Origin of the sequence: Nonomuraea sp. NPDC003804 (assembly GCF_040610675.1) — a bacterium.
Classification (GTDB): Bacteria; Actinomycetota; Actinomycetes; order Streptosporangiales; family Streptosporangiaceae; genus Nonomuraea.
Window position 1 is genome coordinate 283,916 of record NZ_JBEXMT010000007.1, and the last position, 21,144, is coordinate 305,059.

The window sequence follows — 21,144 nt, forward strand, 5'->3', positions numbered from 1 at the left end:
GATCCACAGGTCTCTCCGGTCGCGCACTCGCCACGCTCGTCGCCCTCGCCATGGCCCTCGCCGCCGCCTTCGTCATCGCCCCGCGCACGCTGGCGGCGAGCAGCTCGGGCGGCGGCTTCGCCGATCAGCGCAGCCTCATCAAAGCCCTCCGTGAGGCGTTCGTCGACTATTGGGGTTCCGGCGACCGGGATTTCTCCCCGGCCCTGCAGAGCGTTGTCGATTACTGGTTCCGTTACCACGTGGCCAAGGCCGCGATCGCTGCGATCTTGCTGATCGTGCTGCTCGCACTCGGCGTTCGTCTCTGGAAGGCGTTCCTGAGGGCCGGCGGTCTCGGGGCGGGCAGGAGGGCCGCCCTCGCGTCGGCCGGCTCTGTCGTCACGGTGCTCGCGCTGTTCTCGCTGGTGATGGTCATGGTCAACATCCAGGGTGCAGTAGCGCCCTTCGCCTCGCTGTTGCCGATGCTGGTGGTCGGCAAAGCCGGCGGAGAGCTCGCCGACATTCTCGACCAGGTCAAGCAGCGGCTGGCTGACTCCCTGAGCGCGGGTGGCCAAACCCCGCCCACCCTTGAGGTGATGATCAGCGACTTCGGTCTGTATCACGTGGCGATGGTCGTGATTGCTGCGATCGTGGCGATCGTCCTCATCGGCATGAGCGTGGTGTCGTGGATGACGAGAACAGGGTCGTCCGACAGGCGAACGAGGCGCGTGTTGGGGTCGTTCGGTGTGCTCTCGGCGTTGTTGTCGCTGCCCATGATCGTCGTCGCTGTGGCGAACACGACCACCTCAGCGGACCCGGCGCCGGCATTCCTGGCCTTCTTCGAAGGCGGCTGGTGAGGCACGCCATGGGAGACCAGCTTCACGCACACCAGCGAGAACACCTCTGAATGCCAGTGAGCGCCAGGGGACCAGCCGGCCTCGGGCAGGAGTCCAGGCGTGGAGGCTTGCTGGTCGTGCGGGGCGCGGTCATGTCGCCCCTCCACAGGACACGAGGCGCCCCTCCACAGCATGCTGAGCAACCCTCCGCACCCTCCAGCGGGGATCTCCTGGCACTCCGCTTCGCCGCTCCCGGCGCCTCGCGTTCACCCCCTTACGCTCCTGTGCAACCCCTCCTCGCGGATGTCTCCCAGTGCTCCCGTGCACCCCTCCCGGCACCTCGCGTTCACCCCCTTGCACTCGGACACAGCCCTCCTTGCCTGAGCGCACGCCTTCCGGCGCTCGCGTCACCTCTCGTGGCGTTCCCGTGCCGTTCGGCCCGCCACCACGGGACTACGCGACGACCCGTACGCGGCTGGGAGGAACTGCACCTGACGTGACGCGAAACCCCCGGCCTACCCGACCCCGTGTCTTGCGACGCGGACCCGCCGGCCCACCCAGCCTTGCGCCCGGCGCGTACGTGGACCCATCGGGCCACCCGGCTTCGAACCGCTTCTCATGTGCTGCCTTGGATGGGCACAAAGTTGTACGCCGCGTTGGGCCCGCGGAAGGAGGCAATCCCACGTCCAAGCCGAAATGATCGAGCCATGACAGTCGCCCTCTTGCTGACCCTCGCCGCCCTGGCGATCGTCGACAGCACGAGCTTCGGCACCCTCGGCATCCCCGTGTTTCTGCTGCTGTCCTCGCAGCGGTCGCAGGTTCCCCGGCTGATGATCTATCTCGCCACCGTGGCGATCTTCTACTTCCTCGTTGGCGTCGGCCTCATGTTGGGCCTGTCGACGCTGCTGGAGTCCTTCGGGGATGTGCTGCGCAGCCGTACCGCCTACATGATCCAGCTCGCCCTCGGAGTGGGACTGTTCGCGCTGAGCTACCGGTTCGACCCCAAGCGGCGGCGGAAGCTCGGCAAGCCAGAGCACCGCTTCGAGCCGCGCATCGGCGGGCCGCGCGTGATGGTGATGCTCGGGCTGACCGCAGGGCTGCTCGAGGTGGCGACCATGGTGCCGTATCTCGCGGCCATCGGAATCATGACGACGTCGAAGCTGCCAGTGGCGCAGTGGGTGCCGCTGCTCGCGGTGTACGTCCTCATCATGATCATGCCGCCGCTGGTGCTCATCGCGGTCCGCAGCGTTGCGAAGGGGTGGCTGGAGCCCAAGCTGGAGCGGCTGCGCGCCTGGATGGCCAAGCACGCGGCCTCGGCGGTCAGTTGGAGCCTCGCCATCGTCGGTTTCCTCCTGGCTCGTGATGCGGCGGCGTTCTTGTTCTTCCGCTGATCTCCGGACACGCCTCGTGGCCGGATGGAGGGCTTGCTCCCACGTATCCGCAGCACCGTTCCGCAGCACTGTCCGGCCGCAATCCCCCGGCGACGCGCGCACGCGATTGCCTCCCGTGTCCGGGAGCGCCCGATGGCGTATCAAGAAAGGCGCTGTGGCGCTGTGCCCGCAGGTCCCAAGGCCGTGCGGGCGGACAGGCCGGGCCTCTCGGCAGCCAGCCCGGTTCTGGAGCCACTGGGCGAGTGCGAGCCTGCTTCGCGGACCGTGGAGGGTCAGGATCCTGGCGCTACGGCGGCCGGCATGGTGGCCATGGCGGGTGATTACGGGATCGAGCCTGGCTTTGGCTGAGGAACTTACGAGATCGAGCGTCACTGTGGCTGAGGAACTTACGAGATCGAGCGTCACTGGGGGCTGAAGACTTACGGGATGAGCGTGGCTGCAGCTGAAGGTTACGGGTTGGAGCGTGGGGGCTACCGGGGATGTGCGGGGTCGAGCGTGGTGGATGCCGGGCCGGCGCGGGCACGAGCGTGAACGGTGCGTTCGCCGACTCCCGGGAGGGAGAGTTCGACCGAGACCGTCACGTCGGCCGTGGTCTCGGTGAGCGCGCAGCGGACGAGCCCGGCGCCGTTCTGCGCCGCCAGCCGGGACGCGCGTTCACAAGCCTTCTCAGGTGAGGCGAACGCCCATCTGGCGGCCGCGAGAGCGCTCAGGTCCGCGGCGCTCTGGGCGCGGTGATGGGCGACTCGCACTGTCCCCACCAGGACAAAGGTCATCGCGACCGTGAACAGCAGAGCCGACAGGGCCACACACCACAGCGTGGCTGATCCTCTCTCGCGTGAGGCGCTGGATCGCCGTGTGCGACTGGGTGTCGGCTGTTCGAGAGCAGGAGGCGACGCCGCGCGTCGTGGGCCGGTCATGGTGGCTCCTGAAGTGGTGGGGATGCGGTGTGGCTCATGGCTGGAGACAGCCGTGGCGCGTCGTCGAGGCCGAGCGCCGCCTTTGTTCCGTGTTGGGGCGTCGTCAGAACTGGGTGGGAGCTGGTTCTCGTCTTGAGGGGTGGACAGGGGCGCGTGGCGCCGGTTTCACGGGACACCGTCATGGCCAGGTGGTGCCCGGGGTTCGGTCATCGGGCATGGTCGGTCAAGGCCGGCGCCGGCGCCGGCAGGGCTGGGTGCGCCGGAGTTCCGCCATGAGACGAGTGCAGGGCTGCATCGCGCGGAGTTCCGCCATGAGACGAGTGCAGGGCTGCATCGCGCGGAGTTCCGCCATGAGACGAGTGCAGGGTTGCATCGCGCGGAGTCCGCTATGAGATGTGATCAGGGGCCGTGGCGCCGGATTCCGCAGGCGTGGTCAGGACTGCCTGGGTGAAGGTTCGTCGCGAGGGGTCATCCAGGCTGCGTGGCGCCGGAGTCGGTCATGCGAGGTGGTCAGGGTTGGGCGGCGCCGGGCTCCATGTCTGAGATGGCTGAGGCCGTTACCTCTACGGCCGGCAGAGCCGAGGCCCATGGAGGGTGGGCGCGGGCCGTGATGTCGACGCGGATGGTCTCGGGTCCTCTGGCGATGTCGATCTGGGCGCCCCGGGGAGCGAGGGCCTTGGTTCGTTCGCGCACCTGGGCGAGGGGTTCGCCGCGGGCGGCGGCTCGGGCGCCCGCACGCGCGGCGTCGACGCAGCGCAGGTGGGTGTTCACCACGGTGATGGCCCATAGAGCCGCGGCCAGGACGACCATGAGGGCAGGCAGTACGGCAGCGGTCTCCGCCGTCACGGAGCCTCGAGAACGCTCCGTTGGTCGGTTGCGCCTGGTGCGCTGGTGGACGATCGGCAACGAGTGCATCGGCGAGCTCCCCTCTGGTGTGCGGGCAGTTCGGGGCGGGGATGGAACCGTGGTCCCAAGGCGGACGGGGCTGGTTGATGTGTCAGGCAGAGGTGGCCGCGGTGGAGCCGCGCCCATGCAGGAGCTGGCATCTCAGTGGAGGTGCTGGCTGAAACCCCGGGGGCGACATCGCAGTCGTTCGCCCCCGAAGCTGGTCTGTCAGATGGCCGAGATGGCTGGTGTGTCAGATGCCTGAGATTCCTGGTGTGTCAGACGCTCGAGATGGCGGTTGTGTCAGGTATCTGAGATGGCTGGTGTGTCAGACCTCGAGATGGCTGGTGTGTCAGATGAAGCTGTCTGCAAAACGGGGCCAGGGGGGCAAGGCAGTCGTTCTGCCCGAGGTGGCTAACGCTGGTCTGATGTGTCAGGCGGAGGTGGCGGCGGTTGGAGCGGCGGCCCGGGATGGGCGGTGTGAGCTAGCCGGCGGTGTTGAGTGCGCGGTTGACCAGGGCGCTGAGCATCTCCTGGACTTCGGTGCTGGTGACGACCTTGAAGAGCAGGGCGGCGAAGCCGCATGCGGCGATGGTGCCGACGGCGTACTCGGCGGTCGACATGCCGCGGTCGCGGCCGAGGCGGGTGGCCTGGGCGAGACGGGTGGTCCACAGCCTGTGGACGGCGGCGCGCAGGCGCTGGCTGATCGGGTCGATGGAGAAGGAGAAGGGGTGTCGCATCGTTGCCTCCCAGGGGTGGGGCCGGGCGGTGTCCGGCGCTTGGGGTCAAGGTTCGCTGGGTGGAGGGGGGTTGGGAGGGGCCGAGCGCGGTTCTGTGGATGAAGGGGGATCGCGCGTGGGGGGTTGTGGATGACGGATCCTCAGGGGAGCAGCACGCCGCCGGCGAGCCCCGCGACGACGGGGATGATGCCGAGGAGGACGAAGGCGGGCAGGAAGCACAGCCCCAGAGGGGCGACGGCCTGGACGCCGACCTTCCGCGCGGCGGCCAGTGAAGCGGTGCGGGAGGCTTGACGGGCGTCGTCGGCCAGGCGGGTGAGTACGTCGGCGACGGGCGCGCCGCTCTGTGCCGCGCGGGACATGGTGCGGGCGAGCGGCCCCATGGAGGGCTCGCGGGCCAGTGCCATCCAGGCGGGTTCGGGGTCGGCGCCGAGGCGGAGCTGACCGCTCACCCAGGAGAGGCGCTGTCCGAGCGGCCCGCCGACGGCCGCGGCGGCGGTCTCGGTCGCGGCGCTGACGGGCTGCCCCGCCTGGAGGCAGGCGACCATCAGGTCCGTCGCGAACGGCAGGTCGGCCGTGATCCGCGCCCGGTCTTCGTGGGATCCGCGGGCGGCTTTCCTGTGGATGAGTACGGTGGCCGCCGGGCCGGCCACCAGGCCGGTGATGACTCCTGGGATGCCTCCGACCAGCAGCGCCATGATGACGGCGACGCCGCAGCCGGACAGGACGGCACGACGGTCGGGCCCGCGTCCCGGGGTGGTGGCACGCCCGAACAACCAGTCGGCTGGTGAAGCCCTCTCCTCGCCGTCGAGCGAACCGCCGCGGCGAGGAGATCGCTCGACCGGCGACCGCCCCTCAAGCGAACCGCCAGGCCGACGGAACCAGCCGACCGGCTCCCCACCGTCGAACGAACCGCCGGGCCGAAGAGACCGCTCGGCCGGCGAGCGCCGCTCCGCGCTCTCGATCGAACCGCCAAGGCGGGGAGCCCGACCGGCCGATGAACCCCCGTTCCCACCGTCGAGCGAACCGCCAGGGTGGAGAGGGGGCCGTCCGGCCGGCGCGTGCCGTTCCCTGAGATCGAGCGGGCCGCCGGGGCGGGCGGACCGTCCGGCCGGCGAGTGCTGCTTCCCGGTGTCGAGGGAAAGGCCGGCGTGGGGAGACCAGGCGGCCGGCGAGTGCTGCTTCCCGGTGTCGGGGGAAACGCCGGTGTGGGGGGACCAAGCGGCCGACTGGTGCCCGCCGTCGAGCGAGGCGGCATGGCGGGGGGACCAGCCGGCCGGTGAGGGCGGCTGCTCGCCGCCGTGAAGCGAGGCGGTGGATCGGAGGGCGTGGAGGCGGTCGGCGGGCGTGCGGGAGGGGAACCACAGCCAGGCCGCCAGGAACGCGCAGACCGTCGCGACGATCACGCGGACTCCGCTCGGCACGCCATCCGCTGCGTCCACCACAGCCCGCAGGCGTCAAGGGCCACCCCGACGGTCAGGCAACCGAGGCCGGGGACGCTGCCGAGCAGGAAGCCCAGCGGGTTCATGCCGAGCGCGGCGCCCATGAGCAGTCCGAGGACCGGGAGGGCGGCGAGCATCCTGGCGGTGGCTCTGGGGCCGGCGAGCTGGGCGGACACCTCACCGCGGTGTGCCTGGGCGGCGCGCAAGGAGGTGCCGACCCTGTCGACCAGTCCGGAGAGGCCCGCCCCCACGGACACGCTGACCTCCCAGCAGGCCGCCAACCGCCGGAGCCCCTCTCCGCCCTGCGTGGGGGCGACCTCGCGGAAGGCCGCCGCCACGTCCCCTCCGTCTCTGGCGGCCGCGGCGAGCGGGTTCAGCGGGTCGGGAAAGTCGACCGCGGCCAGGGCGCGGGTGAGGGCCTCTCCCGCGGTACGGCCCGCGGCCAGCTCGGCGGAGAGGGCCTGACAGAGCTCGATGGAGGCGACGTGCCACGCCTCGGCGCGGCGGGCGGCGGACGGGCGGTGGACCCTGGCCCTGAGGGACGACGGCCACGGGCTCGGCGGCCGGACGCCGAGGAGGCGGCTGAGGCGGCGATGGGCCCGGGTGGGGCCGGTCCACAGCCAGAGGGCGAGCGCTCCGCAGAGCGCGGCGGTGAGTGTCATGAAGTGCTTCCGGGGGTGGGGGTTGTGGCTGGTTCAGGGCTTGCGCGGGCTGTGCCCAGGCGGTCGGTGGCCGGGTTCTCTCGCTCGGGCGGGCAAGTCGGGGACAGCGTTGCCTCGCTCCGGCAGGCAACAGGTGCTTCCGGAGCGTGAGATGGCAGGCGGGCAGGGGCTGAGGTCTTCGGAACGGGTGAGTCGCTGATAGATCCCGGATGGTCCCAGGCACTCCGCACCACGGCTGCGAGATGGCGGGTGGTCAGGTGGGGGTTCGGGTGGTGAGGGCCGGGTACGCGGGTCCGACGTGCGCGCGTCCGTCCTCGTCGAACGTCAGCGCCGGCTCCGCCTCCACGAACCCCGACGCCCGGCGCGACATCAGGCAGATCTGCGACACCCGGCGCCTCCCGTCGGACCGCCGCCGGGACAGGTGGATCACCACGTCGAGCGCGGCGGCCAGCTGGCTGTGCACGGCCTCGCGGCTGAGCCCCGCCGCGCAGGCCAGCGCCTCGAGCCGGGGCGGTACGTCGGCCGCGGTGTTGGCGTGGAGGGTGCCGCAGCCGCCCTCGTGACCGGTGTTGAGGGCGGCCAGCAGGTCCACCACCTCCGAGCCGCGCACCTCTCCGACGACGAGCCGGTCGGGCCGCATGCGCAGCGCCTGCCGTACGAGGTCGCGCAGGCCGACGCCGCCGGCTCCCTCCAGGTTGGCGGGGCGGGTCTCGAGGCGGACCACGTGGGGGTGGAGGGGGCGCAGTTCGGCGGAGTCCTCCACGAGCAGGAGGCGCTCGCCGTGGTCGGCGAGGGAGAGCAGGGCGCTGAGGAGCGTGGTCTTGCCGGTGCCCGTGCCTCCGGTGACCAGGAACGCCAGCCTGGCCTCGACGACGGCCGACAGGACGGCGACCGCCTCGGGCGCGACGGTGCCCGCGGCGACCAGGTCGGTGAGCGTGAAGGTACGGCGGGGCGGCAGGCGCAGCGACACGCACGTGCCTTCCGCGGCGATCGGCGGCAGGATCGCGTGGAGGCGGACGCCACCGGCCAGGCGGGCGTCGACGTGCGGGGACGCGTCGTCGAGCCGGCGGCCCGCGGCGGCGGCCAGGCGCTGGGCGAGGCGGCGCACCGCGCCGTCGTCGGGGAAGGTGACGGTGGTGCGGCGCAGCCCGCGGCCGTCGTCGACCCAGACCTCGCGCGGCCCGTTGACCAGGACGTCGGTGACGTCGGGCGCGGCCAGCAGCGGTTCGAGCGGCCCGGCCCCGATGAGGTCGGCGCACAGGGCGCGGGCCACGGCCAGGATCTCGGCGTCGCCGTACACGGATTTCTCCGCGCGCAGGGCGACGGCCACCTGGGCGGCGCTCGGCTCGACGCCGGCGCGGGCGAGGCGGACCCTGACCGCCTCGACCAGTTCGCGGGAGACCTCCCCCACGGGCGGCTGACGCGTGGAAGAGCCGGCCGGCCGACGCATGGGAGAGACCGCGAGCGGCTGACGCGTGGAAGAGGCCACGGGCGGCTGACGCGTGGACGAGCCCACGGGCGGCTGACGCGTCGGAGAGGCCGCGGGGTGGCCGCTCATGCGGCCATGAGGCCGGTGAGGAGCGTGGCGCAGAAGTGGCCGAGCACCGAACGGCCGTCGAGGAGGCTCAGGTCGCCCTTGTTGAGCGCGGTCGCGAGGCGGGGCTGGTCGGCGAGGTGTCCCGCGCACGGCAGGTCGAGGGAGGTGGCCACGACCGCCTCCTCCAGGACCCCAGGCCGCAGCACCATGCCGATCTCGCGGGTGTGCCGCCTGACCTCGCCGAGGACCTGGGCGGCCGCCAGCACGCCGCGCACGTCGGCCGTGACCAGCAGGAAGGTGGCCGTGGCCCGGCTCAGCGCCTCGGCGGCGGCCGGGTCGAGGTGGCGGGGCAGGTCGACGACCACGAGGTCGAAGCCGCGCCCGCCCGCCTCCAGCACCGACCGCATCGCCTCGGCGGGGATGGCGGCGACCTCGCCCCGGTGGAAGGCGAGCACGGTGAGATCGCCGAAGGCGGGCAGCGCGGCCCGCAGCGCCGTGGAGCTCACGCGGCCCTCGCGGGAGACGAAGTCGGCCCAGCGCGCGCCCTGCGCCTCCTCCTGGCCGAGCAGGACGTCGATGCCGCCGCCGAGCGGGTCGGCGTCGACCAGCAGCGTGCGGAGCCTGCGCCGGGCGGCGGTCAGCGCGAGGGAGGCGGCCAGCAGGCTGGCGCCCGAGCCGCCGGTGCCGCCGACGACGCACGCGACGACGCCGGCCCTGGGCGCGGGTTCGAGGGCGTCGGCGAACTCCTCGACCAGCCGCAGCTCGCCTTCGGGCAGCTCGACCACCGCCTGGGCGCCGACGGCGACGCAGCGCCGCCAGCTGTCGGGCTCGCCGGGCTGCCGCGTGGCCAGGAAGACCCTGGGCCTGCGGGGTGGGCCGGTCGTGGCCACGGCGTCGGCGAGGTCGTCGCCGACCACCACGATCGGCGCGTGCGCCCAGAACGGCCGGGCGAGCGCCGGGGCGTGGGCGACGTCGAGCTGGGCGCCCGCCGCGGCGGCGACGCGCACCAGGTCGTCGAGCAGCTCGCGGTCCTCGGTCACGACGAGGGGTCGGGTCATGGCGGCCTCCAGGGCTCCGGAACGGGTGGAGGCACAGCATGGGCGAGGCGGCGGAGGGCGCGCGGAACCGAATGAGATTCTGTGGATAAAAGCGGCGACCCCCGCCGGGGGGGAGAGCGGGGGTCGCCTGACCGGTCCGGCTCCGGGGGGGTAGAGCCGGTCCCGTTTCAGAAGAAAGCTTTCAACACTTAACCAGAGCATGGCAAGAGACTTGCAAAGCAATCCCGTGCACAGTCGCTCCAGTTTCGGGAGATACCCCCGTATGCTGCCCGATCGATGTGAGTTTCGTCGAGGAGCAATCTCCAATTTCCGCTAGTTTTTTTGGGCCGTAGTTGAACGACTACAGACCGCGAGATCACTCTGCGTGATCAAGGGACCGGGGTAAAGGTCTTGGCGGAAGGGGTTCACATCGGCCCCGATTCGACGTAGAAAGGTGACACGGACGACATGTCCGGGTGCGTCAGCCGGGCACCCACGCGCGACCAGCCGCGGGAGGCGCGTCGAGACGGGCTTGACCCGCTCCGACGAATTCAGGTGCACGCTTGGTAACCCGGTGTGACGCGCCGGCAGACGGCGTCTCAGATGTTGGGACGCCGTCCGCTATGCCCGCTGCATGGCCTCACAGACGGCTGTGGTTTCCCTGACTCCCAATGTCACCGCTGCGGCACATTGCCGTACCCATACCGAGACCCCCTCGGCCGTGCCCGACAGGTAGGACCTGAGCCCTTCGGCGTAGGGCAGCTCCAGGTGGCCGACCTCGGCGGGCACCAGCGACTTGGGGTCGAGGCCGTACTCCACGAGTGTGAGCCGCTCCGCGGCGCGGGCGACGACCCCGTCGGCCACCCCGAAGGGGCGCAGGACGGCCAGCTCCGCGTGCACGATCGCGGCCAGGACCAGCGCGGGCGCCTTCGACGGGCCGCCGACGAGCGCGGCGAGGGCGGCCATCCTGGTGGCGGTCTCCTCGACGCCCGGCACGGGGCCGAGGCCGAGCGGATCGGGCGCGAAGTCGCCGGAGTCGTGGCGCGGGCGGCCCAGGTCCTCCTGCGCCGCCAGGCCCACGGCGGCGAGCGTGTGCAGCCTCGCCAGCACCTGCCTGGGGGCGCTCCGCCAGGTCGAGCCCAGCCTGCCGAGTTCGCCGGACGCCCTCAGCGCTCCCTGCACGACCGGCGAGGACACCTCTCCCCTGCGCAGCACGTCGAGGGGGACGTCGTCCCCCGACAGCGCCGCCGAGGCCCGCGCGCCGCGCAGAGCCGCCTCGGCCGACACCTCGGGGCTGCGGCGGCGCAGCACGCGGTGCCGATACAACCGGTCGACGGCCTCGCGCGCCTCTTCGACCGCTTCGGGAACTCCAGGAAGGCCGGCAATGACTGCCAATGGGTCACTCACAGGACCCGACCTTACCGGCGAGTAGTGAGCAATTCGCACGCCCCATTCCATAATTCTGAGATTTCAGGATGACAACGGTTTAATAGCAGTTGTCAGCGGTCCAGGTCAGCGAGGGACTCTTGGTACAGACCTGTCTAGACCTCTTGTGGTGGCCCTGGGTCGCCTGGTGAAGTGGGACAGCAACACTCAATCTGGCCATATGAAGGAGCATGCAGTGGCCCCGGAGACCCCTGGCACCGAGCCGCAGGCGCTGTCCAACCTGCTACAGGAGAACCGCCGGTTCGCACCACCAGCGGACCTGGCCGCGGCCGCGAACGTGACCGCCGCCGCCTACACCGAGGCGGAGGCCGACCGGCTGGCGTTCTGGGAGAAGGCCGCCGACCGGTTGACCTGGGCCAAGCGCTGGGACACCACGCTGGAGTGGAACGCACCGTTCGCCAAGTGGTTCGTCGGCGGTGAGCTCAACGTCGCCCACAACTGCGTCGACCGGCACGTCGAGGCCGGCAACGGCGACAAGGTCGCCTACTTCTGGGAGGGTGAGCCGGAGGGCGACAGCCGTACCATCACTTATGCCGACCTCCAGCGGGAGGTCAACAAGGCCGCCAACGCCCTCACCGAGCTCGGCGTGACCAAGGGCGACCGGGTGGCCATCTACATGCCCATGATCCCCGAGTTGCCGATCGCGATGCTGGCCTGCGCCCGCCTCGGGGCCATCCACTCGGTGGTGTTCGGCGGCTTCTCCGCCACCGCGTTGCAGAGCCGGATCGAGGACGCCGACGCCAAGCTGGTCATCACCGCCGACGGCGGCTACCGCCGCGGCGCGCCGTCCGCCCTGAAGCCCACCGTGGACGAGGCCGTCGCCAACACCCCCGGCGTGGAGCACGTGCTGGTGGTCCGCCGCACCGGGCAGGAGGTCGCGACGCAGGAGCGCGACGTGTGGTGGCACGACCTGGTCGAACGGCAGAGCGACCAGCACCAGGCGGAGCCGCACGACGCCGAGGACCCGCTGTACATCCTCTACACCAGCGGCACCACCGGGAAGCCGAAGGGCATCCTGCACACCACCGGCGGCTACCTCACGCAGACCGCCTGGACCCACCACGCCGTCTTCGACCTCAAGCCGGAGACCGACATCTACTGGTGCACCGCCGACATCGGCTGGGTGACCGGACACTCCTACATCGTGTACGGCCCGCTCGCCAACGGCGCGACCAGCGTCATCTACGAGGGCACGCCGGACACCCCGCACCGGGGCCGGTTCTGGGAGATCGTCCAGAAGTACAAGGTGACGATCCTCTACACCGCGCCCACGGCCATCCGCACGTTCATGAAGTGGGGTGACGACATCCCGGCCAAGTTCGACATGTCGTCCCTGCGCGTCCTGGGTTCGGTGGGCGAGCCGATCAACCCCGAGGCCTACGTCTGGTACCGCGAGCACATCGGCGGCGAGCGCTGCCCGGTCGTCGACACCTGGTGGCAGACCGAGACAGGCGCCATCATGATCAGCCCGCTGCCCGGCGTGACCTCCGCCAAGCCGGGTGCCGCGATGCGCCCGCTGCCGGGCGTCACCGCGGACGTCGTCGACGACCAGGGCAACAGCGTCCCGAACGGCGGCGGCGGCTTCCTCGTCGTGCGCGACCCGTGGCCGTCGATGCTCCGCACGATCTGGGGCGACGACCAGCGCTACATCGACACCTACTGGTCGCGGTTCGAGGGCATGTACTTCCCCGGCGACGGCGCGAAGAAGGACGACGACGGCGACCTGTGGCTGCTCGGCCGCGTCGACGACGTCATGCTCGTGTCGGGCCACAACATCTCGACGACCGAGGTGGAGTCGGCGCTGGTGTCGCACCCGAAGGTCGCCGAGGCGGCGGTCGTGGGCGCGACCGACCCGGTGACGGGCCAGGCCATCGTGTCGTTCGTCATCCTGCGCGGGAGCGCCGAGGAGAGCGAGGACATCGCGGCCGACCTGCGCAACCACGTGGCCAAGACGCTCGGCCCCATCGCCAAGCCGCGGCAGATCCTGGTGGTCCCCGAGCTGCCGAAGACGCGGTCCGGCAAGATCATGCGGCGGTTGCTGCGTGACGTCGCGGAGAACCGGAGCGTCGGGGACGTCACGACGCTGGCCGACAGCACGGTGATGAACCTGATCTCGGAGAAGCTGCCCAGCGCGAAGTCGGAGGACTGACGCGCGACCCGGGACCCCGGCCACCGTCCCGCAAGGGGCGGGGCCGGGGTCTTCCGGTTTCCGTGGGCGCTCGCCTCCGCCCACGGCGTGCGATATGGGTAAAATAGTGCCTTGGTGTGCCGGGAAGTCTGGTCGGCGAATACGACCGATCACACCCGTACGCCAAGGGGGAAGACTGTGCGCCGAGCCGCCGACGTGTGGCCGCTCCGACCGACCGTCCGCTACGCCCGCACCCTCGCCGAGGCGCTGCGCACGGAGACCCTCGGCGGCATCATCATGCTGCTGGCCACCCTCGCCGCCCTGGTCTGGGCGAACGTCGCCTACGACTCCTACGAGGCCCTGCGCACGGCCACCTTCGGCCCGGCCGCGCTCCACCTCGACATGGAGCTCTACCGGTGGGCCCAGAACGGCCTGCTGACGATCTTCTTCTTCGTCGCGGGTCTGGAGGTGAAGGAGGAGTTCGTCCACGGCGAGCTCAGCCACCTGCGCAAGGCCGCGCTGCCCATCATCGCCGCGGTGTCGGGCATGATCGTCCCCGCGCTCGTCTACCTGGCGGTGAGCTGGGGCGCGGAGGGCGCCGCCCGGGGCTGGGCGATCCCCACCGCCACCGACATCGCCTTCGCCCTCGCGGTGCTCGCCGTGACGGCCAGCGCGATGCCCGCCTCGCTGCGCGCGTTCCTGCTCACCTGCGCGGTCGTCGACGACCTCGGCGCCATCACGATCATCGCGGTCTTCTACACCGACCACCTCGACGCCGTCATGCTGCTCGCCGGCGTGGCCGCGCTCGCGGTCTACGGCGTCCTGCAGCGCAGGCGCGTCAGGAGCATCTGGGTCTACCTGCCGCTCGCCGTACTGGCCTGGTACTTCATCGAGTCCAGCGGCGTGCACGCGACGGTCGCCGGCGTCGCGCTCGGCCTGCTGACCAGGGTCACGACCGTCGGCGCCGAGGACAGCTCGCCCGCCGAGCGGGCCGACCACTACGTGCGGCCGATCTCGGCGGGTGTCGCGGTGCCGGTCTTCGCGTTCCTGTCGGCCGGTGTACGGCTGGACGCGGACACCGTGAGCATGATCTTCACTGATCGGGTAGTCCTGGGGGTGATGGCGGGACTGGTCATCGGTAAGTTCCTTGGCGTGTTCGGCGGTTCGTGGCTGTCGGTACGGCTGGGCATGGCGAGGCTGTCGGAGGAGCTGCGATGGCGGGACATGGCGGCGGTCTCGTTGCTGGGCGGCATCGGCTTCACGGTGTCGCTGCTGATCGGCGACCTCGCGTTCGGCGCGGACGAGTCACGGGCCGCGGCCGTGACGACGGGGATCCTCGCCGCCAGCCTGGCGGCCTCGGTGCTGGCGGCGACGCTTCTCCACGTCCGGGTGCGCAAGCGTCGCATTGGACTGGATGATGATTGACACGGGCACCTGGCCCCGATAGGAGACGTTCATGCCGCAGACTTCCGACGAAGAATCCCTGGGCGCGCTGGTCGCTCAGGCGACCGACCACATCTCGACGCTGGTCCGCTCGGAGATCGAGCTGGCCAAGGCCGAGCTCAGGTTCGACGCCAAGCGGGTCGGCACGGCCGCCGGTCTGTTCGCCGCTGCGGCCTTCATGGCGCACCTGTGCCTGATCCTGGCCTCGTTCGCGATCGCCTACCTGCTCGTGGAGATCGGCCTGGCGACGTGGCTGGCCTTCACCATCGTCACGGTGTTCTACCTGCTGGTGGCGGCGCTGCTGGTGTTCGTCGGCACCCGCAGGCTGAAGGGCCTGGCCGGGATGCAGCGCACCACCAGGTCGCTGCGGGAGCTGAAGGAGATCGCCACACCAGAGGGCGAGCTGGTGAAACCGGATGCCTGACGAGAGCTTCGTCCAGCTGGACGGGCCGTGGACGCACCGGGCGGTGCACGCGGGCGGCACCCGCTTCCACATCGTGGAGGCGGGCGAGGGCCCGCTCGTGCTGCTGCTGCACGGCTTCCCGCAGTTCTGGTGGACGTGGCGGCACCAGCTGCGGAGCCTGGCGGCGGCGGGCTACCGCGCCGTCGCCGTCGACCTGCGCGGCTACGGCGGCAGCGACAAGCCGCCCCGCGGCTACGACCTGCCCACGCTGGCCGGTGACGCCACCGGCCTGATCCGCGCCCTCGGCGAGACCGGCGCGATCGTGGTCGGTCACGACTGGGGCGGCCTGCTGGCGTGGACGATGGCGGTGACCGACCCCAAGTCCGTGCACCGCCTGGTCGTCGTGGGCGCCCCGCATCCCGTACGGCTGCGCGGCGCGCTGCGCACCGATCCGTTCGGCCAGCTCAAGGCCAGCGGCTACACCCTCGGCTTCCAGCTGCCCTTCCTGCCCGAGCACCGGCTGACCCGCCGTGGGGGCGAGCTCGTGGGCCGGCTGCTCGACGAGTGGTCACGGCCCGGCTGGCCGGAGCCCGAGACCGCCCGTGTCTACCGCGAGGCCTTCGGCATCCCGGCCGTCGCCCACTGCGCGCTGGAGTACCACCGCTGGTTCGGCCGCTCCCAGCTGCGCCCCGACGGCTACCGCTACGCCCGCGCCATGCGCGCCGAGATCGAGGCGCCGACGCTGCAACTGCACGGCGCGCTCGACACCTGCATCCTGCCGCGCACCGCGCATGGCTCCGGCCGTTTCGTCGCCGCGCCCTACCGCTGGCGCCTGGTCGAGGGGGCGGGGCACTTCCCGCACGAGGAGGTGCCCGAGACGTTCGACGCCGAGCTGCTGGCCTGGCTGAGCGACGGCGAGCCGGATCGATGAACGCCGGGCCGACGCGGGACCGGGATCCGCAGGGCCGTCCGCGCAACGCGCGACCCCGCGACGAGTACGGCAGGCCGCTGCCGCACGGCGCCCAGGGCGTCGCCCGGGTGCCCGACGACTACGCGCCCACCACCGGCCAGGCGCTCGCCGACGCCCGCGCCTACCTGACGGACGGCCGGCCGTTCCACGCCCACGAGGTCTTCGAGGGCCGCTGGAAGTGCGCTCCCGACGACGAACGCGACCTCTGGCAGGGGCTCGCCCAGATCTGCGTCGGGCTCACCCACCTGCAGCGCGGCAACGGGCGCGGCGCCGTCACCCTGCTGTCCAGGGGCGCGGCCCGCGTCCAGCGGTACGGCGGGCCGTACGACGAGGTGGCCAGGGTCGCGCTGACCCTGAAGGAGGGCAGCGACCCGGCGGCCGCGATCGGCGCCGTGCTGGCCGCGCTCTGATGTCGCGCGCCTGATCGCTAGGCGGGCATGACGCCGAGAATGCGGGAGAGGGTGAAGACGCGCTCGTCGTTCCGCAGGTGACACCAGGCGTGCAGGTAGGGCGGATCGAGATCGAGCCGGCTGAGCGTGCGCACCGTGCGGCTGCCCGAGGTGGCGACGTACTCGACGGTGATCGCCTGGCCGCCGTCCACCGCGTGGGCGAGCTGCCGCACGTCCGCGTGGGACAGCCGCCGCGCGTACCCGGCGATGATCTCCTCGGTGTCGCTGCCGGAAGCCCCGCCGGGCTCGCCGGCCTCCGGGGCGGCAGGCCGTACGGTGAGCAGCCGGGCGGCCAGCGTCGCGAGGTCGACGGCCTCCTCCTTCCGCGCCGTGCGTGCCCCGCCCTTCCGGGGACGGGCCCGGCCGCCGCTGCCCGGACGCGCGGCCGGGGCGGCGGCGCGGTGGCGCGGGCCCTGTTCGACGCGTACGGTGCCGTCGGCGGTCTCGGCGACGGGGGCGTAACCCTCGGCCCTGAGCGCGGCGAGGGTCGTGTCGAGCGGAGCCCGGCCGACCAGCACCGTCGGCGCCAGCCGCCGCAGGCCGAGCTCGGCGAGCTTGCGGTGGGCGGCGAGCTCGGCCAGGAGGGCGGGATCCTCGCCGTGGATCACGCAGGCGGCGGGGGCGACGCGCATCTGGCCGTGGCGGCGGGCGGTGTCGGCGATCAGGAACGACAGCGGTTGCGGCAGCGGCCCGACCGCTATGGCGGCCAGGTCGGCGGTGATGCCGTCAGGTGTCCGGCCGGCGTCGAGAGCCCGGCGGACGGTGGCCGCGCTGAACCGCCATACCGACGCCGTGCCGCCGGTCTCCCTGTCGGCGACGGAGTCCAGCAGCGCGGTGAGCCGCGCGGAGGGTGTGCCGGTGGCGACGGCGGTGAGGTCGGCACCGATCCGTGCCGTCCCCGTGGCCTCGGGCAGCAGCTCGCGGCAGGCGGCGGTCACCCCTTCGGCGTCGTCGGCCAGCAGGGCGGCGCCGATGGGCGACAGAGCGCCGCGGGCGAGCACGCCGAGCAGCTCCGCCTCGCGGATCACGGTGGCGAACGCCGTCCGGTCCTGCGGCAGCTGGTCGGCGAGCGGGCGGTACCAGGCGATCAACGGCCCCAGGTCCTCGGCGCTCTTCACCGCCGTGCCCGCCTGGAGCTGGGCCGCGGCGGTCAACAGCCCGTGCCGGGCCTGCACGCAGCCGTCGCAGCGAGGCGAGCCGGCCAGTGCGGGCAGCGCCTTGCCGTCCGCGTCGCGGGTCTGGGAGGGGGTGAGCGGCAGCGCGCGCCACGCTCGGAGAAGATCCGCGAGCCGGTCCGCGGGCTCCTGCTCCGCCCAGGCGTCGTAGGTGCCGGTCGCCGCGACGCGCTCGCCGTCCCAGACCAGCAGCCCGGCCGCGTGCGCCGTCTCCAGGACGACGCGCACCACGACCTCGTCGCACCGCGCCGCCTTGCCGAGGCGGACCAGCTCACGCGCGCCGACCCCGCCGGACTTCAACCTGGCCGCGGGCGAGGCCGCGCACGCCGACAGAACGGAGGCGGCATGGGCGGTGAACGCCGTGGCCATGGCCGCGGCCTCCCGATCCACCTCCTGCGAGGTGACGGACACCAGCGCGACGGCGGGCGGCGCGGGCACGAACGGAGCGTGCCAGCCGGGACCGCGCACGGCCAGCGCCACCTCGGCCGGCATGCGGACGGGGCCGTACCGGTGGCGGTCCTGGACCAGCAGTCCCCGCTCCAGCGCCCATCGCGCGCCCGGCTCCGGGTCGGCCTCAACGGTCCCGAACATGATGAACCCGGGCTGTCGCGCCGCGGCGCTCGCCCGGCGCTCGAGCAGTGTCCTGGTCGCCGCCGGTGCCCGCGCGAGCACATCCGCGATCCGTTCGGGGTCGCTGTGGTGCTCCACCAGGGCGGCCAGCCGCTGCGGTTTGGTGCCCGGAGGTTTGACGCCCAGCGCCACCAGGATGCCGCGCAACGCTTCCGAGGTCGCTCCGGCCAGCAGGTCCGCCACCGGCGCGTCCAGCCCCAACGGGGCGTCCCACGCCTGCCGTAGCGGCGCCGCGATACGCAGCAGCCCGTCGGCGTCCGGCCAGACCATCGCGTGATCGGCCAGCGTCTCCAGCGCCGCGTCCAGCCCCTGCGCGGCCGGCCCGCCCGTCGCGTCCAGCAGGTCCGCCAGGGCCTCGCGCGGGACGGGCCCCAGCGCCGCCAGCGCCTCGGCCACCTGCAGGTGCGGCAGCGCGAGCCGCGGCAGCGCCAACGCCACCGACCCGGGGCGCTGCAGGCGGTCCGCCAGTTCGCTCAGCGACCGTGGCTCGGGAGGGGAGGCGGCGTCCGTCCGAGCCGCGAGCACCCGCTCCAGACGCGGGGCGTCGAGACGGTGCAACCATGTGGTCAGTGTCCTGGGCACTAGTCGCAGTCCATCGTGTCGGCGGGCGTCGTGTCGTGCTCGCCCCTGACCGCGTCGGGCCTGACCTCGCCCGCGGTCAGCACGTATCCGGTCTCGGCCTGGTTGGTCGCGGCCGCGAAGATGACCCCGAACACCTTGCCGTCGACGGTCAGCAGCGGGCCGCCCGAGTTGCCCGGCAGGACCTTGCCGCGGATCGCGTAGACCTCGCGCTCGACCTCGTTGGCGCGGTAGATGTCCGGCCCCTTGGCCAGCTGTTTGATCCTGATGCGGGCCGACTCGGCGGTGAACCCCTGCCCCTTCGGGAAGCCCGCGATGATCGCGTTGTCGCCCTTCTCCGCGGTGCCCTCGAAGGCGAGCGGCTGGATGCCCAGGTTCGGGACGTGGAGGATGGCGATGTCACGCTTGGGGTTGTAGACGACGACCTCGGCGTCGCGCGACCGTCCGGCCTGGTCGGTGATCCTGAGGTCGCGGGTGACGCCGGCGACCACGTGGGCGTTGGTCATGATGCGGTCGGGGGCGTAGACGAACCCGGTGCCCTCGATGCGCTTGCTGCAGCTCGGCGCGGTGCCCTGCACCTTGACGATCGCCTTCTGCGCCTTCTGCAGCCGGGGCCCCTGCAGCTGGCTGCGCGGCGCGGGCGGCGGCACCTCGACGAGCGGCCCGTTGGCGATGGCGTCGAAGACGGGCGGGAACTCCGACCTGTCGATGAAGTCCTTGAACGGCTGCTGCCAGTTGCGCGCGGCGTCGGGCACGGCCTCGTCGACCGTGCTGAGCAGCAGGGAGTCCTTCACCTGGGTGCTGAGCACGGTGAAGGAGGTGGAGACGACGAGCGAGCCGATGAGCCAGGCGATGACCAGCACCGACAGCGCGCTGGCGAACGTGCCGCCGACCGCGTCGGCCACCCGCGCGGGCTCCCACGTCACGTGGCTGCGTACCACCGCCCCGACGGTCGAGGAGGCGAACTGGCCGATCGTCGCGGCCAGGAAGACGATCACGATCGCGAGCAGCGCCTGCTCGGTCTCGCCGTCGACCACCGCCCTGGCGATGGGCGGCGCGATGTACACGCCGAGCACGGCCCCGCCGACGAACCCCACGAAGCTCATCGCGCCGATGATGAAGCCCTGACGGTAACCCGAGATGCCGAAGGCGATCACGAGGCCGATCAGGATGAGGTCGAGCAGATCACCGCGCACGTTTCAAAGGTATCCAGCGATACGGTCAAGCGTGAACGTCTTCCGCTAGGACCCGCCGTACGGGGGCAATAGCCTGCCCATGATGCGCGATCTCATCGAGGCGGCTCTCGACGACACCGATCCCGGCGGACCGGTGCGCTGGCACGTGATCTCCACGCTGCAGGAGCGCGGGGATCTGGAGACCTTCACCGAGGCACGCCGGCTGTGCGCGGGCGAGGACGTCGCCGAACGCCTGCTGGGCATCGACATCATGGGCCAGCTGGCCGCCTTCAAGGACCGGGCGCTGCCCGTGCTGCGCTTCCTGGCCGCCAGCGAGGACGACCCCATGGTGCTCTTCTCCGTGCTGATCGCCTTCGGGCACCTGGGCGACCCGCGCTCGCTCCCTTCGGTGATCGAGCTGGCCGCCCACGCCGACGCCAGGGTCAGGTACGGCGCGGCCTACGCCCTGCCGAACGTCCTCGGCCGGCCGCCCGATCCCGGAGGGCTGGCGGCGCTGCGCCGGCTCACCCGCGACGGCGACGACGACGTGGCCGACTGGGCGACGCTCGGGATCGCGCTAGCCACGGGCGGCCAGATCGAGGACATCGGGCGGTAGGTTCTCCACCCGGCCTGTGTCCCACGGCCTTTCCAGGCCGCCCTCGCGCAGCACCGCGTCGAGGACCATCGCGGTGAACCCCCACACCAGCATCCCCCGCACCCTGAAGGCCGGGCCTGAGTGGCCACTCGGCGTGCGCAGCGTGATCCTGTTGGCCGGGTCGACCAGCTCGGCGAGCGGCACCCGCTCCACGGACTCCACCTCGTCGGGAGCCGCGGCGTAGACCGCGCACGGGGTGTGCCACCAACCGAGCACCGGCGTGACCCGGTTGTCGCTGTGCCAGACGAACAGCTCGGGCAGCGTGCACAGCACCTTCACCCCCTCGGGATCGATGCCGGTCTCCTCCGCCGCCTCCCGCAGCGCGGCGCCCACGGGCCCGTCGTCCTCGGGGTCGACGCCGCCACCGGGGAACGCCGGCTGGCCCGCGTGCCTGCGGCCATGGGAGCTGCGCTGGATGAGGAGCAGGTCGGGGCCGTTGGGGCCCTCACCGAACAGCAGCAGCACGGCGGCGGGGCGGCCGCCTTGCGCGGGCGGGTGCAGGCCGTTCGGTACGGGGGTGTGGACGGCTCGGGCGGTCAGCCTGTCCAGCCAGTCGGGGACGTCGGTCACGCATACCTCCAACGCATCACGCCGTCGCGGGCTTCCCTGTGTGTGGGGCCACCTTGGCAGGAGTCGGCGCACTCCTCCGGCGGAATCGAGCAACGGCACCA

19 protein-coding genes are annotated in these 21,144 nt (G+C 72.0%); 8 read left to right on the forward strand and 11 right to left on the reverse strand.

From position 1 onward, the window contains the following. The first annotated feature begins 50 nt into the window (after window positions 1-50). Together ABZX22_RS12535 and ABZX22_RS12540 are read left to right on the forward strand one after the other, a co-directional pair. The gene (locus ABZX22_RS12535; protein WP_354907891.1) at window positions 51-833 is read left to right on the forward strand and encodes a hypothetical protein; all 783 of its coding nucleotides are present in this window, start codon (window positions 51-53) and stop codon (window positions 831-833) included. Window positions 834-1,534: 701 nt separating this feature from the next. Then, window positions 1,535-2,203: a GAP family protein gene (locus ABZX22_RS12540; protein ID WP_354907892.1), complete on the forward strand. Its 669-nt coding sequence runs from the start codon at window positions 1,535-1,537 to the stop codon at window positions 2,201-2,203. Window positions 2,204-2,673: 470 nt separating this feature from the next. On the opposite strand, the gene ABZX22_RS12545 is transcribed toward ABZX22_RS12540, so the two are convergent. The 8 genes from ABZX22_RS12545 to ABZX22_RS12580 form a co-directional block, all read right to left on the reverse strand. Beyond that, window positions 2,674-3,120 carry an Rv3654c family TadE-like protein gene (locus tag ABZX22_RS12545; protein ID WP_354907893.1) on the reverse strand — a complete coding sequence of 149 codons (447 nt, stop codon included), beginning with the start codon at window positions 3,118-3,120 and terminating at the stop codon, window positions 2,674-2,676. Between the two features lie 510 nt (window positions 3,121-3,630). Continuing rightward, complete coding sequence (locus ABZX22_RS12550; protein WP_354907895.1) at window positions 3,631-3,966, reverse strand: TadE family type IV pilus minor pilin; 336 nt, start codon at window positions 3,964-3,966, stop codon at window positions 3,631-3,633. A gap of 524 nt (window positions 3,967-4,490) precedes the next feature. After that, window positions 4,491-4,745: a DUF4244 domain-containing protein gene (locus tag ABZX22_RS12555; RefSeq protein ID WP_354907896.1), complete on the reverse strand. Its 255-nt coding sequence runs from the start codon at window positions 4,743-4,745 to the stop codon at window positions 4,491-4,493. Between the two features lie 140 nt (window positions 4,746-4,885). After that, the gene (locus ABZX22_RS12560; protein WP_354907898.1) at window positions 4,886-5,518 is read right to left on the reverse strand and encodes a type II secretion system F family protein; all 633 of its coding nucleotides are present in this window, start codon (window positions 5,516-5,518) and stop codon (window positions 4,886-4,888) included. 626 nt (window positions 5,519-6,144) lie between these two features. Next, window positions 6,145-6,846: a type II secretion system F family protein gene (locus ABZX22_RS12565; RefSeq protein WP_354907899.1), complete on the reverse strand. Its 702-nt coding sequence runs from the start codon at window positions 6,844-6,846 to the stop codon at window positions 6,145-6,147. Window positions 6,847-7,099: 253 nt separating this feature from the next. Continuing rightward, complete coding sequence (locus ABZX22_RS12570; RefSeq protein ID WP_354907901.1) at window positions 7,100-8,257, reverse strand: TadA family conjugal transfer-associated ATPase; 1,158 nt, start codon at window positions 8,255-8,257, stop codon at window positions 7,100-7,102. Between the two features lie 143 nt (window positions 8,258-8,400). After that, a complete protein-coding gene (ssd, locus tag ABZX22_RS12575) occupies window positions 8,401-9,441 on the reverse strand; it encodes a septum site-determining protein Ssd (protein ID WP_354907903.1) in 1,041 nt (346 codons plus the stop codon). 600 nt (window positions 9,442-10,041) lie between these two features. Continuing rightward, a complete protein-coding gene (locus tag ABZX22_RS12580; protein WP_354907904.1) occupies window positions 10,042-10,878 on the reverse strand; it encodes an oxidoreductase in 837 nt (278 codons plus the stop codon). A 148-nt stretch (window positions 10,879-11,026) separates the two neighbouring features. Here ABZX22_RS12580 and acs point away from each other — a divergent pair, with 148 nt between their 5' ends. From acs to ABZX22_RS12605, 5 genes are all read left to right on the forward strand, one after another. Further along, window positions 11,027-13,015 carry an acetate--CoA ligase gene (gene acs, locus ABZX22_RS12585; RefSeq protein WP_354907906.1) on the forward strand — a complete coding sequence of 663 codons (1,989 nt, stop codon included), beginning with the start codon at window positions 11,027-11,029 and terminating at the stop codon, window positions 13,013-13,015. Between the two features lie 177 nt (window positions 13,016-13,192). Continuing rightward, on the forward strand, window positions 13,193-14,419 hold the full coding sequence (gene nhaA / locus ABZX22_RS12590; protein WP_354907908.1) for a Na+/H+ antiporter NhaA: 1,227 nt from the start codon (window positions 13,193-13,195) through the stop codon (window positions 14,417-14,419). A gap of 31 nt (window positions 14,420-14,450) precedes the next feature. Then, the gene (locus tag ABZX22_RS12595; protein WP_354907909.1) at window positions 14,451-14,861 is read left to right on the forward strand and encodes a phage holin family protein; all 411 of its coding nucleotides are present in this window, start codon (window positions 14,451-14,453) and stop codon (window positions 14,859-14,861) included. Further along, on the forward strand, window positions 14,854-15,771 hold the full coding sequence (locus tag ABZX22_RS12600) for an alpha/beta hydrolase (protein ID WP_354907911.1): 918 nt from the start codon (window positions 14,854-14,856) through the stop codon (window positions 15,769-15,771). Before ABZX22_RS12595 ends, ABZX22_RS12600 begins: the two co-directional genes overlap by 8 nt. After that, on the forward strand, window positions 15,768-16,220 hold the full coding sequence (locus ABZX22_RS12605) for a DUF309 domain-containing protein (protein ID WP_354907912.1): 453 nt from the start codon (window positions 15,768-15,770) through the stop codon (window positions 16,218-16,220). The genes ABZX22_RS12600 and ABZX22_RS12605 overlap by 4 nt, the downstream gene beginning before the upstream one ends. Before the next feature lie 17 nt (window positions 16,221-16,237). Here ABZX22_RS12605 and ABZX22_RS12610 read toward each other — a convergent pair whose 3' ends face one another. Both ABZX22_RS12610 and ABZX22_RS12615 read right to left on the reverse strand, forming a co-directional pair. Continuing rightward, window positions 16,238-18,622: a helicase-associated domain-containing protein gene (locus tag ABZX22_RS12610; RefSeq protein ID WP_354907914.1), complete on the reverse strand. Its 2,385-nt coding sequence runs from the start codon at window positions 18,620-18,622 to the stop codon at window positions 16,238-16,240. 23 nt (window positions 18,623-18,645) lie between these two features. After that, window positions 18,646-19,839, reverse strand: coding sequence for a MarP family serine protease (locus ABZX22_RS12615; protein ID WP_354907915.1), 1,194 nt, complete (start codon window positions 19,837-19,839; stop codon window positions 18,646-18,648). A gap of 79 nt (window positions 19,840-19,918) precedes the next feature. Here ABZX22_RS12615 and ABZX22_RS12620 point away from each other — a divergent pair, with 79 nt between their 5' ends. Further along, window positions 19,919-20,434, forward strand: a complete 516-nt coding sequence (locus ABZX22_RS12620) for a HEAT repeat domain-containing protein (protein WP_354907916.1) — start codon at window positions 19,919-19,921, stop codon at window positions 20,432-20,434. Here the strand turns inward: ABZX22_RS12620 and ABZX22_RS12625 are convergent. Next, on the reverse strand, window positions 20,396-21,043 hold the full coding sequence (locus ABZX22_RS12625; protein WP_354907917.1) for a CoA pyrophosphatase: 648 nt from the start codon (window positions 21,041-21,043) through the stop codon (window positions 20,396-20,398). The two genes, ABZX22_RS12620 and ABZX22_RS12625, sit on opposite strands and share 39 nt — an antisense overlap. Between the last annotated feature and the right edge of the window lie 101 nt (window positions 21,044-21,144).

Coding starts and splice junctions, on each gene's coding strand:
- ABZX22_RS12535 (WP_354907891.1), top strand. CDS start 51: ATGGCCCTCGCCGCCGCCTTCGTCATCGCCCCGCGCACGCTGGCGGCG.
- ABZX22_RS12545 (WP_354907893.1), bottom strand. CDS start 3,120: ATGACCGGCCCACGACGCGCGGCGTCGCCTCCTGCTCTCGAACAGCCG.
- ABZX22_RS12555 (WP_354907896.1), bottom strand. CDS start 4,745: ATGCGACACCCCTTCTCCTTCTCCATCGACCCGATCAGCCAGCGCCTG.
- ABZX22_RS12565 (WP_354907899.1), bottom strand. CDS start 6,846: ATGACACTCACCGCCGCGCTCTGCGGAGCGCTCGCCCTCTGGCTGTGG.
- ssd (WP_354907903.1), bottom strand. CDS start 9,441: ATGACCCGACCCCTCGTCGTGACCGAGGACCGCGAGCTGCTCGACGAC.
- ABZX22_RS12580 (WP_354907904.1), bottom strand. CDS start 10,878: ATGGAATGGGGCGTGCGAATTGCTCACTACTCGCCGGTAAGGTCGGGT.
- acs (WP_354907906.1), top strand. CDS start 11,027: ATGAAGGAGCATGCAGTGGCCCCGGAGACCCCTGGCACCGAGCCGCAG.
- ABZX22_RS12595 (WP_354907909.1), top strand. CDS start 14,451: ATGCCGCAGACTTCCGACGAAGAATCCCTGGGCGCGCTGGTCGCTCAG.
- ABZX22_RS12600 (WP_354907911.1), top strand. CDS start 14,854: ATGCCTGACGAGAGCTTCGTCCAGCTGGACGGGCCGTGGACGCACCGG.
- ABZX22_RS12605 (WP_354907912.1), top strand. CDS start 15,768: ATGAACGCCGGGCCGACGCGGGACCGGGATCCGCAGGGCCGTCCGCGC.
- ABZX22_RS12620 (WP_354907916.1), top strand. CDS start 19,919: ATGATGCGCGATCTCATCGAGGCGGCTCTCGACGACACCGATCCCGGC.